This window comes from Streptomyces sp. CA-243310 (assembly GCF_050936775.1).
GTDB lineage: Bacteria > Actinomycetota > Actinomycetes > Streptomycetales > Streptomycetaceae > Streptomyces.
This window is the reverse complement of the sequence record NZ_JBNJMF010000001.1, coordinates 2,626,083-2,641,301: the sequence shown is the minus strand read 5'-3', so window position 1 is coordinate 2,641,301 and position 15,219 is coordinate 2,626,083. Positions and strand designations below refer to the sequence as shown.

Sequence of the window (15,219 nt, the reverse complement as noted above, 5' to 3'; positions counted from 1 at the left end):
CCGCCGTGTCCTTCGTGCGCGCGAACGGCCTGCGCTTCCACGTCCAGCGGCTCCCGGCCGACGCCGGCGCCGGAGCCGACCGCCGACCGGTGGTGGTCTTCCTGCACGGTCTCGTCGTCGACAACCTGTCCTCCTTCTACTGCCCGCTGGCCGTCCCGGTGGCCCGGTCCGGGTTCGAGACCGTGCTGTACGACCTGCGCGGGCACGGCCGCTCGGAGCGGCCGGCGACCGGTTATGACAGCGACACGGCCGTACGCGATCTCGTGGCCCTGCTCGACGTCCTGGGCCTCGGGAACCGGCCGACGCACCTCGTCGGCAACAGTTACGGCGCGACCCTCGCCGTGCACGCCGCGCTGGCCCGCCCCGACCTGGTCGTCGGGCTGACCCTGCTCGAACCTCCGCTCGCCGGGGCCTGGGTGGAGAACATGGTGGACACCCTGTCGGCCGCCGCGTTGAGCCTGGAGGACAGCCCGGTGCCGGCCGAGCTGCTCACCCTTCGGTTGCGCAAGGCCGCGAACCTCACCTCGATCGCGGACGACCTGCTCAACCGGACCAGCCTGATCGACGACATCGCGGCCAGTCGCGTCTTCACCCCGACCGACTACGCCCGGTTGGCCTGCCCGACCTCGACGCTGTGCGGGGAGCACTCGGAACTGCTGCCGGGCGGCCGGACCTTGGCCCGACACGCCCCTCGGGCGACGCTGACGGTGCTGCCGGGCCTGGGGCACGACGTACTCAAGGAGAGCAGTGGTGTCCTGCGGGAGACCGTGCTCGCCCACCTCCGGACGACGGCCGCGTCGCGGGCGCGGACGGGAGCTCTGATCCGATGAAAGTACTCTTCGTGGTTCCGCCGCTCGCGGGACACGTCAATCCGACCGCGGCCGTCGGGGCGGAACTCGCCTCGCGGGGACACGAGGTCGCCTGGACGGGGCCGCCCGCGGAACTCGCCCGGCTGCTCCCCCCGCACGCACGGATCCTCCCCGCCGGCGAGCACCTCGCGGGCGGCTACGCCGGGCTGCACGAGCGGTGGCGCGACCTGCGCGGGGTGGCCGCGCTGCGCTTCCTGTGGCAGGAGGCGCTGATACCGCTGGCCCGGGCGATGGAACCGGGGGTGAGCGCAGCGGCCGCGGAGTTCGCTCCGGATGTACTGGTCGCCGACCAACAGACCCTGGCCGGACCGCTCGTGGCACGTCGGCTCGGGATTCCCTGGGTGACGTCGGCCAGCACCTCCGCCGAACTCACCCGGCCCTTCGCCGATTTCCCGAAGGTCGGCGACTGGGTGTCGGAGCGGATCGGCGCGCTGCTGAGCGAGTACGGCTCGGACGACGGCGGCTGGGATCCGCGGTTCTCCGATCGGCTGGTGTGGGTGTTCTCCACACCCGAGTTGGTGGGCACCGGCGTCGAGGTTCCTCCGCACCACGCCTATGTGGGGCCGGCCTTCGGGGCCCGGCCGGTGGCGCCCGACTTCCCCTGGCGGCGACTGGACCCGGCGCGCCGGCGGGTCCTGGTGTCGTTGGGCACGCTCAACCAGGAGGCCGGGATCCGATTCTACCGCTCGATGCTCGGAGCCGCCGAACTCCTGCACGACGAAGTCCAGTTGGTGGTGTCCGCGCCCGCTTCCGCGCTCGGGGGCCGAACGCCGGCGAATGTGCTGGTCCAGGACGGCGTTCCACAACTGGAGCTGCTGCCGCACCTGGACGCGGTGGTCGGCCACGGCGGTCACAACACCGTCTGCGAGGCACTCGCGCACGGGCTGCCGCTGGTGGTCGCGCCCATCCGGGACGACCAGCCGATCGTGGCCCGTCAGGTCGTCGAGGCGGGCGCCGGCGTCCGGGTGCGGTTCAGTCGGACGGGGCCCGAGGAACTGCGCGACGCGCTCACGGCCGTGCTGGACGATCCCGGCCCCCGCCGGGCCGCCCGCCGCATCCAGGCCTCTTTCGCCGCGGCCGGCGGGGCCGCCGCCGCGGCCGACCGGTTGGAGAAGTTGTCATGACACCACGCCCTTCACGCCGGATCCGGTGGACCTCCGCCGCCGTCCTGGTCGCTCTCGGCGCGGGCACGGTCCGCTCCCACCGCAGGCTGCGTGCCATCCCGGTGCTGCCCACGATCCCGCCGGCCGCGTCGACCGGAGCGCCGCGCACAGCCGGATGGCACCTGCTGACGGCGCGGGGGGTCGAGCCCGATCCGGCGACCTTCCTGCCGGCATGCGCGCACGCCGACCGGGAGGGCCTGCGGGTGCTCGACCTGCTGCCCGGCGATCTGGCCGTCGAGCGCGCCCTCGGGCTGCTGCGGCTGGCCGATCCGGCCCGGTACCGGGCCGACCGGCTGGCCGAGGGCCGCGGGGCCGGGTTCGCCGTGCTGGTCGCGGAGGAGGTGCTGACCCGGGCCGGGGTGGAGCCGGCCGGCGCGCCCCCGGAGCCGACGGAACTCCTCGCCCTGGTGCGTCGCTTGAAGGAGTACGCGCCCGCCGCGACCGGCCTGGCCGTCGCACCGGCGCTCCGCGCGGGCCGCCGGCCGGAGCCGACGGGTGCGGTACGGGCCGCCGAGCTGCGGGCGCAGGGCCTGCCGGCGGGGACGGTCGTCGCGGCGCAGCTCGCCGGGCTGGCCCTGCTCGCGGCCGTCGCCGCACGGCAGGGCCGGTGGGGCGCCGCCGCTGCCGGGCTGTACTGGCTCCAGCCGTACCTGGTCCTCACCGGCCCGGGCACGCCCCTGCGTCCCGCCGACCTCGCCGTCGCCGGCGCCGTCCGACCGGCGCACGCGCTCGGCGCGGCCCTGCGCACGGCCGCCGACCTCGCCGGGACGTCCCCGCCGGCCGCCGACAAGGAACGGGCCGTCGTCTACCGGGCCGAACTGGCCGCGGGCACCGACCGGTTCCTCGAAGCGCGCCGGCCGGACTGTCCGTGGTGCGGCTCCGGGCGGCTCGCGGTGCGGGTGCGGGTACCGGACCTGCTCCAGGGCAAACCGGGTCGCTTCATCCTGGAGGAGTGCGGGGACTGCGGGCACGTCTTCCAGAACCCCCGACTGACCCCGGAGGGGCTGGAGTTCTACTACCGGGACTTCTACGACGGTCGCGGGGGCGAGAACGCGGGTTCCGTGTTCGGCCGGCTCGGCGACTCGTACCGCAAGCGCGCCGGGATGCTCGAACCGTACGGCGAGCCGGCGTCCTGGTTGGACGTGGGCACCGGGCACGGGCATTTCTGCAACGCGGCGCGGGCCGTGTGGCCGCACACCCGCTTCGACGGGCTGGACATGGGCGACGGGGTCCGGGACGCGGAGCGGCGCGGCTGGGTGGATTCCGGGTTCCAGGGCCAGTTCCCCGAGTTCGCCGCGAAGCTCGCCGGCCAGTACGAGGTGCTGAGCATGTACCACTACCTGGAGCACACCCGGGATCCGCTCGCGGAGCTGGACGCCGCGGCCGCCGTGCTGGCGCCCGGCGGATTCCTCGCGATCGAACTCCCCGATCCGCGGTCGCGGATGGCCCGCCTCTTGGGGTCGGCCTGGCTGCCCTGGTTCCAGCCCCAGCACCAGCACCTGATCCCGGCCGGGAACCTGCGGGAGGCGCTGATCGGCCGCGGCTTCACGGTCCTGGCCGAGGAACACGGTCCGGCCCACCAGGGCAACGACTTCGTCGGCGCGGTGGCCCTGACCACGACCCGGCTGGCGCCCGACCCGGACCGCCCGTGGGCGCCTCCGGCGGGACCCGGGCGGCGGGCCGTGGCCCGCGCGGTCCGCGCGGCCGCGCTGCCGTGCCTCGCGGGCGCGGTGGTGCTCGACGCGATCCGCACGGTCGCGGCCCGCCGCACGGACGGCGGCAACGCGTACCGGATGCTGGCCCGCAAGGGCGGCGGCGACCCGGACCCGAAGCCGACCCGCGCGGACGGCGACACCGCGTACCCGAAGCCGGCCCGCCGGGACGAGCGGTGACGGCGGGCGAGGTGGGCACGGTCGGGCCGGACCTGGCTCGCCGGGCCACCGCCGACCCCCTGTTCCGGTTGGTGGCGTACGCGCTGGAGGCGGCGCACGGTCTGCGGCCGACCGCCGTCTGGAGCGCCCCGTACGCCTTCCACCTGGATCGCGACGTGTGGCCGGCGGGCTCCGCGGGCGGCCCGCACCCCGGTCCCGGGTCGGTCGCGGGCGCCGGCTGGCCGGTCGCGGCGGCCGCCGCGCCGCGCGACGACGGGCTGGTGCGGCTCAGCTCGCTCGCCCACCCGGCCGACGGGTGCGATCTGCCGCTCACACCGTCGGGGCCCGCGCCGGCCCCGCCCGCCTGGGCGGTCCGGCCCTACGAGGTACTGCGGGCACTGGCCCGCGCCGGATACGGGCGCGGCGGCTCCGACCTGCATGTCCAGGGCTCGCTGACGGAGGCCTCCGGGCTGGACACGGCGGAGCCGGCGGACTGCGCGGTGGCGCTCGCGGTGGCCGACGCGCACACGCCGCCGGGCGTGGATCCGGACCGGGCGGAGCTGGCCGGGCTGCTGGCCGAGGCGCTGCCGGACGGGGACCCGGCCCTGCGCCGCGCGGCCCTGTTCACCCGCCCCGGGCAGGCCCTGCTGCCGGGGGGCGCCGACGCCCACCGGTACGCGCCCTTCGACCCGGCGGCCCGGGGCGCGCGGCTGGTGCTCCTGGTCGTGCGCGGCGACCCGGACGAATGGGCGACGGGGTCGGCACGGGCCGTGGCCCGGGCCCGCGAGGCCGGGGCGTTGCGGGCCTGGTCGCCCGGGAGGCTTCCGGGACGGAGCGTGCTGATGCTGCTGCCCGAGGAACGCAACACGGACGTCCGGGCCGCCGTGGCCCGGGAGTTCCGCGATCGGGCGCGCCCGGCGCCCCGGTTCCTGAACATCGCCGTGGCCGGAGCGGCCCGGCGCGAGCAGTGACGACCGGCACCCCTGCCGGCGTCCCGCCGCATCGAGGGGAGACGTCCGTGCCCCTCACCGCGTGGCAGCGGACCCGAAGGTCCACCACCGGCCGCATCACCGGAAAGCCCAGGGCCACCGGGACCCACACCGTGACCGCCACCGCCACCGACTCCACCGGAGCCACCATCCACGTCAACCTTCACCCTCGCCCTCCGCTGGTTCTGATGCCCTCACCGGGCAAGCGCCCCGGCCCGCCACCACGTCCGCCGAACGGCGCGCCCCGCTCCACACGGCGTCGTAGGCTCGGTGCATGGCGGACGCAGAGCAGACCCTCCGGGGCAAGGTCGCACTGGTGGCGGGTGGAACACGGGGCGCCGGCCGGGGCATCGCGGTGCAACTGGGAGCGCGGGGCGCGACCGTGTACGTGTCGGGGCGCAGCACGACCGGCAAGCGGTCGGAGTACGACCGGCCGGAGACGATCGAGGAGACGGCCGCGCTCGTGACGTCCGCCGGCGGTCACGGGATCGCGGTGGTGGCGGACCATCTGGTGTCCGAGGAGGTCGAGGCGCTGGTCCGGCGGATCGACTCCGAGCAGGGCCGGTTGGACGTCCTGGTCAACGACATCTGGGGTGGCGAGCTGCTCTTCGAGTGGGAGAGCACGGTCTGGGAGCACGACCTCGACAAGGGGCTGCGCCTGATGCGCCTCGCGGTGGACACCCACGCCATCACCAGCCATCACGCGCTGCCACTGCTGCTGCGGGCTCCGGGCGGTCTGGTGGTGGAGATGACGGACGGGACGGCCGAGTACAACGCGAGTCGCTATCGGGTGTCGTTCTTCTACGACATCGCGAAGTCGGCCGTGTTGCGGATGGCGTTCGCCCTCGGCCACGAGCTGGGGCCGCGCGGCGCGACGGCGGTGGCGTTGACCCCGGGTTGGCTGCGGTCGGAGATGATGCTGGAGCACTTCGGCGTGACCGAGGCTAACTGGCGGGACGCGCTGGAGAGGGTCCCGCACTTCGGGATCTCCGAGACCCCCGCCTACGTCGGCCGCGCGGTCGCCGCGCTCGCCGCCGACCCCGAGGTGTCGCGCTGGAACGGGCAGTCCCTCTCCAGCGGGCAACTGGCCCGGGATTACGGTTTCACGGACCTGGACGGCAGCCGGCCGGACGCCTGGCGGTACATGGTCGAGGTGCAGGACCCGGACCGCCCGGCGGACACCACCGGCTACCGCTGAGCGCCGGCCCGCCTCACTCCGGGTCCCGCCGCCCCTCCACCCGACGGGCGAGCCCGTCGAGGACGCAGCGCAGCCCGAAGTCCCACACGCCCTCGGGTCGGTAGCCGCCGACGGCGCTGCCGACGCGGCCCGCGAGCGGGTAGCGCTCGGCGTCCATGGCCCGCTCCAACAGCGGGGCACTGACGGCCCACCACTCGTCGTCGCTCTGCCGTTCGTTGTGGGCCGCGGCGTCGGCGGCGGCCAGGGCGTTGGCGTGGACGAAGCCCAGCAGGTGGGTGAGGGCGGCGTCCATCTCGACGTCGGTCAGGCCGATGCCGTCGAACGCCGCCAGTTCCTGCTCGTACTTGCCGATCACTCCGGGGCCCAGCGGGGGCCGGGTGACCGGGAGGTCGGCGATCCACGGGTGGCGCAGGAACAGGTCCCGGTTGTCGTCGGCCACCCGTTCGACCCGGGCCCGCCAGGAGTCGTCGGGGCGCGTGTCACGGCGCGCCATGCGCCGGTACGCCTCGTCGAGCATCAGGTCGAGCAGTTCCGCCTTGCCCGGTACGTACGTGTAGAGGGTCATCGGGGTCACTCCCAGCCGGCCGGCCAGGGCCCGCATGGTGAGGGCCGCCAGGCCCTCCTCGTCCGCGAGCGCGAGCGCGGCCTCGATGACGGCGTCCACGGTGAGCCCCTGGCGGGGGCCGCGCCGTCCGCTCGGCGCCCCCTGCCCGGGCTCCCTCCACAGCAGTTCCAGGGTGCGGACGGGGTCGCCCGCACCGCTCCGGTCCTTCGCCATGCCCGGCTCCTTCCAGCCCTCGTCAGAATTCTTCTACGCCGTACAGAATACTATGTACAATGTTGAGCAGAGCCACCGAGCCGCGAGGAGTTCCGTGCAGATCGCCAATTCCGCCACATCCCTCAACGTCGACGACGTCCACGCCTCCGCAACCTTCCTGACCAGCCATTTCGGCTTCCAGGAGGCCATGTCCGCCGACGGCTTCATCTCACTCTCCCACCCGGACGGCCCCCAGGTGATCTTCCTGCGCCGGGGACTCGAACTCCTCCCCGAGGGCTTCCGGGACCAGCACGCGGCCGGCCTGATCCTGGTGTTCACCGTCACCGATCTGCCGGGCGAGCACGAACGACTGCGCGCGGCGGGCGTCCCCATCACCATGGCGCCGCGCGAAGAGCCCTGGGGCGAACGACTGTTCCAGGTCACCGACCCGAACGGCGTGATCATCGAACTCGTCGACCGGGTCACCGTCCCCGGCGCCGACGAGCCGGCCGACGACCACCAGTAGGGAGCCCTCGTGACCTCTCAGCCCATCGCGGCCGCCGACGCCCACCAGGTCATCCAGGTCCGGGGCGCGCGGGAGAACAACCTCGCGGACGTCTCCCTCGACATCCCCAAGCGCCGCCTCACCGTCTTCACCGGGGTCTCCGGCTCCGGCAAGTCCTCCCTGGTCTTCGGCACCATAGCCGCCGAGTCCCAGCGCATGATCAACGAAACGTACACCGCCTTCATCCAGTCGTTCATGCCGAGCCTGGGCCGCCCCGACGTGGACGGACTGCACAACCTCAGCGCCGCGATCGTGGTCGACCAGGAGCGGATGGGAGCCAACTCCCGCTCCACCGTGGGCACCGCCACCGACGCCTACACGATGCTGCGGATCGTCTTCTCCCGGCTCGGCGTCCCGCACATCGGGACGTCCGCCGCCTTCAGCTTCAACACCCCCGACGGCATGTGCGCCCGCTGCGAGGGCATCGGCCAGGTCTCCGACATCGCGGTCGACCAGCTCGTCGACCGCGAACTCTCCCTCAACGAGGGCGCGATCACCGTCCCCGGCTTCGCCGTGGACTCGTGGTACTGGCAGGTCATGGCGAACTGCGGCCTCTACTCCCCCGACACCAAGCTCAAGGACTTCACCGAACGGGAGTGGGCCGACTTCCTGCACAAACCGTCGGTGAAGGTGAAGGTCGGCTCCAACAACGTCACCTACGAGGGCCTGATCACCAAGATCCAGCGCACCTACCTCGCCAAGGACCGCGAGGCCATGCAGTCCCACATCCGGGCCTTCGTGGACCGGGCCGTGGTCTTCGCCGACTGCCCCGACTGCGGGGGCACCCGGCTCTCCGCCGCCGCACTGTCCTCGCGTATCGACGGGGCGAACATCGCGGACTGCTCGGCCATGCAGATCAGCGATCTGGCCGCGTTCGTCCGCCGGGTCGACGATCCGGCCGTCGCCCCCATGATCGCCAACCTGCGGGACCTGCTGGACTCCCTCGTCGAGATCGGCCTCGGCTACCTGAGCCTGGACCGACCCTCCGGCACCCTGTCGGGCGGCGAGGCCCAACGCGTCAAGATGGTCCGCCACCTCGGATCCTCACTGACGGACATCACCTACGTCTTCGACGAGCCGACCACCGGCCTGCACCCGCACGACATCCGACGCATGAACGACCTGCTCCTGCGGCTGCGCGACAAGGGCAACACCGTCCTGGTCGTGGAGCACAAGCCGGAGGTCATCGCCATCGCCGACCACGTCGTGGACCTCGGCCCGGGGGCGGGCACCGCCGGCGGGCGGCTCTGCTACAGCGGGGACGTGGCCGGACTGCGCGCCTCCGACACCCTCACCGGCCGGCACCTCGAACACCGGGCCGCCCTGCGCGAACCCGTGCGCACCCCGCGCGGACACCTGTCCGTCAAGGACGCCCGCCTGCACAACCTCAAGGACGTCAGTGTGGACGTCCCCCTGGGCGTCCTGACGGTGGTGACCGGTGTCGCGGGCTCCGGCAAGAGTTCCCTGATCCACGGCCACCTCTCCGGACGGGACGGGGTGGTGGTCGCCGACCAGTCCCCGATCCGGGGCTCGCGCCGCTCCAACCCGGCCACGTACACGGGCCTGCTCAACCCGATCCGCACCGCCTTCGCCAAGGCGAACGGGGTCAAGGCGGCGCTGTTCAGCGCCAACTCCGAGGGTGCCTGCCCCAAGTGCACCGGTCTCGGTCTCGTCTACACCGACCTGGCGATGATGGCCGGGGTGGCCTCGGTCTGCGAACAGTGCGAGGGCAGGCGCTTCACGCCCGAGGTGCTCACGTACCGGCTGCGCGGCAAGAACATCAGCGAGGTGCTCGACATGCCGGTGACGGAGGCGCACGCGTTCTTCACCACCGGCCAGGCCGGGGCGATCCTGGGCCGGCTCGCGGACGTGGGGCTGGGCTACCTGCGGCTCGGGCAGCCGCTGAACACCCTGTCGGGAGGCGAGCGCCAGCGGCTCAAGCTCGCCATCAACATGGCGGAGAAGTCCTCGACGTACATCCTGGACGAGCCGACGACCGGCCTGCACATGGCCGACGTCGACAAGCTCCTCGCCCTGCTGGACCGCCTCGTGGACGACGGCAACTCGGTCATCGTCATCGAGCACCATCAGGCGGTGATGGCCCACGCGGACTGGCTCATCGACATCGGTCCGGGCGGCGGCCACGCGGGCGGCAGCGTGGTCTTCGAGGGCACTCCCGCCCAACTGGTCTCTGATGCCGACACATTGACGGCACGTCACCTGCGGGAGTACATCGGCTCCTGACGGCGGGACGGGATGTCGGGCCGCCGCCGCACGCGGGGGGCGGCCCGGCACTCCCCGGGCGATGACGCGCCGGGCGGTGACGCTCAGCCGGCGACGATCTCGTCCCGCGCCTCCGGGAAGATCGGCTCGTGGTCCCCTCCGAGGGGCGAAGAAGCGGGCCACGTCCTCCTCGGTGACCGCTTCGAGGGTGGCGGGCGACCAACGGGGCCTGCGGTCCTTGTCGATCACCTGGGCCCGGACGCCCTCCACCAGGTCGGGCGACGTCAAGGCGTTGCAGGAGACCCGGTACTCCTGCTCCAACACCCATTCGAGGGGCCCGAGTTCGCGTGCCCGACGTACGGCGGCCAGGGTGACCTTGAGGGCGGTGGGTGACTTGGCCAGGATGGTCTCGGCCGCGTCCTTGGCCTCGGGTTCGCCGCTCGCGAGGAGCCGTTCGACGATCTCCTCGACGGTGTCGGCGGCGTAGCAGGAGTCGATCCACCGCCGGCGCTCCGCCAGTTCGGCGTGTCCGGGCGTGCCGACGTGGTGCGGCAGCACCTCGTGGACCGGGGCGAGGAGGAGTTCGGCGGTCAGATCCGGTAGTCGCCCGGCGGGGACGAAGTGACCGGCGAGCCCGCACAGCAGCGCGTCGGCGGCCCCGACGGCCGTTCCGGTCAGGGCCAGGTGGAGGCCCAACTCTCCCGGGGCTCGCCCCAGGAGGTAGGTGCCGCCGACGTCCGGGACGAAGCCGATGCCGGTCTCGGGCATCGCCACGCGGGAGCGTTCGGTGACGATGCGGACGTTGCCGTGGGCCGAGATGCCGACCCCGCCACCCATCACGATGCCGTCCATCAACGCCACGTACGGCTTGGGATAGCGGGCGATGAGCGCGTTCAGCCGGTACTCGTCCCGCCAGAAGTCCGCCGAGGCCCCGCCGCCGGCCTTGGCATCGTCGTGGATGGCCCGGATGTCACCACCCGCGCACAGCCCCCGCTCGCCGGCGCCACGCAGGAGGACCTGGGTCACACCGGGATCCCGCTCCCAGTCCGTCAGCGCCTCGGTGATCCTCAGCACCATGGGGTGGGTGAGCGCGTTGAGGGCCGCGGGCCGGTTGAGGGTGATCATCCCGGTGTGGCCGTCGATCTCGATCAGGACCGTCTCGTCTGTGGCGCCTTCGCTCTTCATACCGGTCAGTATGGAGTGTGGTCCGCCCGGCGGAGGAGCATCGCGGTGGTGTCGGTCACCCCGGACGCCGCCGTGAGGGGGGCGCCCCCACGTCCACGACCCGGTCGGCATACTTCCGTGATGGATGATTCGAGCGCGTCCTGGCGCAACACCACGCACGACTGGGTGAGATCCGTGGACCCGGAGCACCTCGCCCTCATCCGCCGGGACCCGGCGGGCCTCGCTCCCGGCGGGGTACGGCACCTGGTCCTGGAGGTCCTCGCCTACGCGGCGGACGAGGCGCAGTACGGGGGCGCGGGCCGCTGTACCGTGACGCTTCACCCGGACGGGTCGGTGTCCGTCGCGGACGACGGGCGGGGCACCGACACCCGCTTCGACGAGCACGGCCGGGCGGTGCGGAAGCCGGTCATGGCGACGAAGGACCTGCGGTTCTTCGACCACCCCGACGCCGAGTCGCTGCCCGACGGGCATCCCCGCCGGGGCATGTCCGTCGTCGCGGCGCTCAGCGAGTGGCTCGTCCACACCAACCGTCGTGCGGGCGGCGCCTGGAGCCAACGCTACGAGTACGGCGTGCCGGCGACCGCGCTGACGCCGGTCACGGACGACGGCACCACGGGCACGGCCGTCCACTTCCGCCCCACCGGCCCGGCGGCGACGACCGACTCCGCGGCCTTGACCGACGCCGCATGCGACCTGGTCGTCGAGCAGCTCGCCGGCTTCGCCTCCGCCTGGCCCTTCCTGTCCGTCCACTTCGACGACCGCCGCGCCGACTGACCACACGGTCGCCGAGACCCGCCGACTCGACCGGCGGGCGACCCGGCGGGCGGACTACAGGTGCGTCCCCGGCATGTGCCCGAAGGCACGTCGGAACACGTCGATGAACGCGCTCGCGCACGACCACCCGCAGCGGTGCGCACGCCGCGCGCTGGGGCCGGGTGCCCACCGTGCGCCGGGCCTACGCCGCCGCCGTCCCCGTCGTGGCGGGGATCCTGTTCCTGCCGCTGCCCCTCGTGTACGGATGCGCCGCGCTGGCCGCCACCGCGCTGTACGTACCGTTCTCGCTCCAGGTCACCCTGGGCCAGGACTACCTGCCGACCCGCATGGGTACCGCGAGCGGGGTCACCCTGGGCCTGACGGTGAGCATCGGCGGCGTGGCGAGCCCGCTGATCGGCGCCCTCGCCGACGCCTCGTCGCTGCGCACCGCGCTACTGCCGCTGATCGCGCTGCCGCTCCTGGCGTGGGCCCTGGCCCGGCGCCTGCCGGAGCCGGCCGCGACCGGGCGGCGGCGACGGGTGCCGCGGGCGTTCCGACCGGAAAGTCATAAGGTCACCTTGCAAGTTTGACTGTATGTCCCTACCGTGGCGACATGCCCTCCGCGCCCTCCGATCCCTCCACGACGTCCCGAGGCCCTCGGCCCCGCGACACGGCGGAGGAACTGCAACTCGCGCTCGGCCTGCTGGTGCGGCAGATGCGGGCCGCCGCCGGTGGCGGGATCACCCTGTCGCAGATGTCCGTGCTCAAGCGGCTCGACCGGCTCGGCCCGCACACCGCCTCGGAGCTGGCCCGGGCCGAGAAGATCCGCCCCCAGTCCGTCATCGCCACCGTGAACGCCCTCGAGGCCGAGGGCCTCGTCGTCCGCACCCCGCACCCCACCGACGGGCGCAGGCTGCCGATCTCCCTCACCCCCGAGGGCCGGTCCCTCGTGAGCGAGCGCCGCGAGGCGGGCCACGGCCGGCTCGCCGAGCTGATCGCCGAGCGGCTGAGTCCCTCGGAGCAGCGGATGGTGGCCGAGGTCGTACCGCTGCTGCGGCGGTTGGCCGAGGACTGAACACCCGACGACCCGAGGAGAGCGACCCCATGACCGCGCCCACGTCCCCCGCACGCCCCGCGTCCGACCTGACCCTTGATTCCGCCACGGCGCTGGTCCTCATCGACCTCCAGAACGGAATCCTGGCCCTGCCCACGACCAGGCCCGCCCCCGAGGTCCTGAAGAACGGCATCGCCCTCGCCGAGGCCTTCCGCGCTCGGGGGCTGCCGGTGGTGCTGGTGCGGGTCGCCTGGTCCCCCGACGGCGGTGACCTGCCCGTTCGCCGGGTCGACCGGCCCGGACCCGCCTCGGCCCCGCCCGCTTCCTTCTCGGAGATCCCGGCCGAGCTGGCGGCGCTGGGGAGCGTGATCGTCACCAAGCGGCACTGGGGCGCGTTCACCGGCACCGAACTCGATCTCCAGCTGCGCCGCCGCGGCGTGCGCCGCATCGTGCTCGCCGGCATCTCCACCAGCATCGGCGTGGAGTCCACGGCCCGCACGGCCTGGGAGCACAGTTACGAGCTGGTCTTCGCCGAGGACGCCACCGCCGACACGGACCCCGACGCGCACGCCCACACCTTCGGCAAGATCTTCCCTCGGATCGGCCGGGTGAGCGGGACCGGCGAGGTCATCGCGGCCCTGGACGACCTCGGGCCGAACGGGGCCCCGGACGCCGTCACTCCGCGCGACTGACCGGCCCGCCGGGCCCGTCCGTGCCGTCGGGCCCGACCTCAAGCCAGACGCACTTTCCGTCCGGGCCCGGTCGGGAACCCCAGGACCGGGCGAGCCGTTCCACGATGAGCATCCCGTGCCCGCCGGGCCGCCCGGGTGCCGCCGAGCCCGCCGGCACCGGGACCGGTGGGGCCGGATTGCCGTCGGTCACCTCTATCCGCAGCCGCTCCGGCGTGCGGTCGAGGACGAGCACGCCCGGCCCTCCGCCGTGCAAACAGGCGTTCGAAACGACCTCGGACACCAGGAGCAGTACGTCGTCGGTCGCCTCCTCGGACCACCGCCAGGTGTCGAGCGCCATGCGGGTGAAGTCCCGGCTGCGCGTGACCGGGTTCCGGGCGCCCGCCAGCTCCAGGAGCCAGGTCCGGTCGGACGACCCACGCTGCTCCATGGCGCTCAGACTCCTCGTGTTCGTGCTCGTGTCCGTGTCTCTGTTCCCGTGCGACCGTCGGCCGTCCGGCCCGTCGGGAGTCGACGGCCTAGCCGGGCTGCCGGCCGCCGAGCGCCTGTTCCACATCGGCGTGCACGGGGAAGACCCCGTCCGCGCCGGTGATGCGGAACATCCGTGCGACGGGTCCGGTCAGACCCGCCAGCTCCAGGGTGCCCTCGGCCTCCTGGGCCGTGATCCTGCTGTGCAGCAGCACGTTCAGACCGGTGGAGTCGCAGAACTCCAGCTTCGAGAGATCCACCAGCAGGCGGACACCCGGGGTGATCGCCGCGTCGAGGGCATCCCGCAGGGGCTGGGCCGTGTCGTGGTCCAGCTCCCCGGTGAGAGCCAGGATCACGGCGCCGTCCGCGGTCCGCTCCGCCACGGTGAACCGCTCTTTCTCCGCTCCCGGCACCATCCGCCATCATCCTTCCGTCCTGCTGCCGATGCGCCTGCCCCGATACCGCCGGGATACGCGCCAAGGCATGAAGTCTGTCGGACCGGGCGGGCACATCCCCGCAACCGGTCGGGAACCACACCGTACGTGGATGAGGACACCGCCCCGTCGGCGCCCGCGCCGAACGACCGGCACGCCCCCCGTGCCACCTGAACGGCCGCCCGCGTCAGGGCACTTGACCGGGCACGGAACGAGAGGCGCAGGGAGTGCGGCGGACCGGGGACGGCCGGCGGAGAACGAAAGAGAGGCCGTATCGGATGAATCCGATACGGCCTCTGCTTCACGACTCTTTCGAGTCGGGACGACAGGATTTGAACCTGCGACCCCTTGACCCCCAGTCAAGTGCGCTACCAAGCTGCGCCACGTCCCGTTCTGCTTTGCGCCTTCCACCTGGGGTTTCCCCCTCGTGCCGGGCACATGCAGAACATTACCCCACGCCGAGGGGTACGCGTGCACCGGTGATCGGCGGGAGAGAGGATGTCCGGGTGAACGCACGGGATCGGGATGGCGAGGGGCGGGCGCGGAGCGCGCGTCCGCGGGACGGACTCGGACGGCCGTTGCCGTACGGCACGCCGGGTGTCGAGCGGCAGCCCGAGGGGGTGGTGCGAACGCCCGCCGCGACGGTCGCGGAGGCGCAGCGGCTGCTGGACGCCGGGATGCCCTTCCACGCGCACGAGGTGTTCGAGGACGCCTGGAAGTCGGGTCCGCCGGCGGAGGCGGCGTTGTGGCGGGGGCTCGCCCAGTTGGCGGTGGGACTCACGCACGCGGCGCGGGGGAACGCCACCGGCGGGGCCCGGTTGTTGCGGCGCGGCGCCGGCGTCGTGGCCGGACTGGACGCCCCGTACGGGATCGACCTGCCGGGGCTGGCGGGGTGGGCGCGGGCGCTGGCCGGCCGCGTCGAGGCCGGCGCGGTGGTGGACGCGGCGGCCGAGGCGCCCCGGCTCTCCGCGACCCCGGACGGACCGGCGGCCTGACCATCC

General features: G+C 73.4%; 15 protein-coding genes, 1 tRNA gene and 2 pseudogenes. 12 read left to right on the top strand and 6 right to left on the bottom strand.

Features of this window, described 5'->3' with window-relative positions:
- The first annotated feature begins 5 nt into the window (after positions 1-5).
- From ACQEVM_RS12005 to ACQEVM_RS11985, 5 genes are all read left to right on the top strand, one after another.
- Positions 6-830: an alpha/beta fold hydrolase gene (locus ACQEVM_RS12005; protein ID WP_433077746.1), complete on the top strand. Its 825-nt coding sequence runs from the start codon at positions 6-8 to the stop codon at positions 828-830.
- Complete coding sequence (locus ACQEVM_RS12000) at positions 827-1,993, top strand: glycosyltransferase (RefSeq protein WP_433077744.1); 1,167 nt, start codon at positions 827-829, stop codon at positions 1,991-1,993. Before ACQEVM_RS12005 ends, ACQEVM_RS12000 begins: the two co-directional genes overlap by 4 nt.
- Positions 1,990-3,924: a methyltransferase domain-containing protein gene (locus ACQEVM_RS11995; protein WP_433077742.1), complete on the top strand. Its 1,935-nt coding sequence runs from the start codon at positions 1,990-1,992 to the stop codon at positions 3,922-3,924. The genes ACQEVM_RS12000 and ACQEVM_RS11995 overlap by 4 nt, the downstream gene beginning before the upstream one ends.
- Positions 3,921-4,874: a galactokinase gene (locus tag ACQEVM_RS11990; RefSeq protein WP_433077740.1), complete on the top strand. Its 954-nt coding sequence runs from the start codon at positions 3,921-3,923 to the stop codon at positions 4,872-4,874. The genes ACQEVM_RS11995 and ACQEVM_RS11990 overlap by 4 nt, the downstream gene beginning before the upstream one ends.
- A gap of 292 nt (positions 4,875-5,166) precedes the next feature.
- Positions 5,167-6,090 (top strand): SDR family oxidoreductase, encoded by a 924-nt coding sequence (locus ACQEVM_RS11985; protein ID WP_433077738.1) that lies wholly within the window; start codon positions 5,167-5,169, stop codon positions 6,088-6,090.
- Between the two features lie 13 nt (positions 6,091-6,103).
- Here the strand turns inward: ACQEVM_RS11985 and ACQEVM_RS11980 are convergent, their stop codons facing one another.
- Complete coding sequence (locus ACQEVM_RS11980; protein WP_433077736.1) at positions 6,104-6,868, bottom strand: TetR/AcrR family transcriptional regulator; 765 nt, start codon at positions 6,866-6,868, stop codon at positions 6,104-6,106.
- A gap of 94 nt (positions 6,869-6,962) precedes the next feature.
- On the opposite strand from ACQEVM_RS11980, the gene ACQEVM_RS11975 reads away from it, so the two are divergent.
- Both ACQEVM_RS11975 and ACQEVM_RS11970 read left to right on the top strand, forming a co-directional pair.
- Positions 6,963-7,373 (top strand): VOC family protein, encoded by a 411-nt coding sequence (locus ACQEVM_RS11975; protein WP_433077734.1) that lies wholly within the window; start codon positions 6,963-6,965, stop codon positions 7,371-7,373.
- Between the two features lie 9 nt (positions 7,374-7,382).
- Positions 7,383-9,656, top strand: coding sequence for an ATP-binding cassette domain-containing protein (locus ACQEVM_RS11970; RefSeq protein WP_433077732.1), 2,274 nt, complete (start codon positions 7,383-7,385; stop codon positions 9,654-9,656).
- A gap of 102 nt (positions 9,657-9,758) precedes the next feature.
- On the opposite strand, the pseudogene ACQEVM_RS11965 reads toward ACQEVM_RS11970, so the two are convergent.
- Positions 9,759-10,820, bottom strand: a pseudogene (locus tag ACQEVM_RS11965) (enoyl-CoA hydratase/isomerase family protein); the annotation flags it as partial.
- Between the two features lie 120 nt (positions 10,821-10,940).
- Here ACQEVM_RS11965 and ACQEVM_RS11960 point away from each other — a divergent pair.
- Positions 10,941-11,594, top strand: a complete 654-nt coding sequence (locus ACQEVM_RS11960; protein ID WP_433077730.1) for an ATP-binding protein — start codon at positions 10,941-10,943, stop codon at positions 11,592-11,594.
- A gap of 54 nt (positions 11,595-11,648) precedes the next feature.
- Here the strand turns inward: ACQEVM_RS11960 and ACQEVM_RS11955 are convergent.
- Positions 11,649-11,750: pseudogene (locus ACQEVM_RS11955) on the bottom strand (AraC family transcriptional regulator); the annotation flags it as partial.
- Between the two features lie 14 nt (positions 11,751-11,764).
- On the opposite strand from ACQEVM_RS11955, the gene ACQEVM_RS11950 reads away from it, so the two are divergent.
- The 3 genes from ACQEVM_RS11950 to ACQEVM_RS11940 are packed head-to-tail and all read left to right on the top strand — an operon-like array spanning position 11,765 to position 13,319.
- Positions 11,765-12,163 (top strand): hypothetical protein, encoded by a 399-nt coding sequence (locus ACQEVM_RS11950; protein ID WP_433077728.1) that lies wholly within the window; start codon positions 11,765-11,767, stop codon positions 12,161-12,163.
- Positions 12,164-12,186: 23 nt separating this feature from the next.
- A complete protein-coding gene (locus tag ACQEVM_RS11945; RefSeq protein ID WP_433077726.1) occupies positions 12,187-12,648 on the top strand; it encodes a MarR family winged helix-turn-helix transcriptional regulator in 462 nt (153 codons plus the stop codon).
- 29 nt (positions 12,649-12,677) lie between these two features.
- Positions 12,678-13,319: a hydrolase gene (locus ACQEVM_RS11940; RefSeq protein ID WP_433077724.1), complete on the top strand. Its 642-nt coding sequence runs from the start codon at positions 12,678-12,680 to the stop codon at positions 13,317-13,319.
- Here ACQEVM_RS11940 and ACQEVM_RS11935 read toward each other — a convergent pair.
- The 3 genes from ACQEVM_RS11935 to ACQEVM_RS11925 all read right to left on the bottom strand — a co-directional run bounded on the left by ACQEVM_RS11935 (position 13,303) and on the right by ACQEVM_RS11925 (position 14,609).
- The gene (locus tag ACQEVM_RS11935; RefSeq protein ID WP_433077722.1) at positions 13,303-13,746 is read right to left on the bottom strand and encodes an ATP-binding protein; all 444 of its coding nucleotides are present in this window, start codon (positions 13,744-13,746) and stop codon (positions 13,303-13,305) included. The two genes, ACQEVM_RS11940 and ACQEVM_RS11935, sit on opposite strands and share 17 nt — an antisense overlap.
- A gap of 88 nt (positions 13,747-13,834) precedes the next feature.
- Complete coding sequence (locus ACQEVM_RS11930) at positions 13,835-14,200, bottom strand: STAS domain-containing protein (protein ID WP_433077720.1); 366 nt, start codon at positions 14,198-14,200, stop codon at positions 13,835-13,837.
- 335 nt (positions 14,201-14,535) lie between these two features.
- A tRNA-Pro gene (locus ACQEVM_RS11925) sits at positions 14,536-14,609 on the bottom strand.
- Between the two features lie 115 nt (positions 14,610-14,724).
- On the opposite strand from ACQEVM_RS11925, the gene ACQEVM_RS11920 reads away from it, so the two are divergent.
- Entirely contained in the window at positions 14,725-15,213 is a 489-nt protein-coding gene (locus ACQEVM_RS11920; protein ID WP_433077718.1) for a DUF309 domain-containing protein, read from the top strand.
- Positions 15,214-15,219 lie beyond the last annotated feature (6 nt).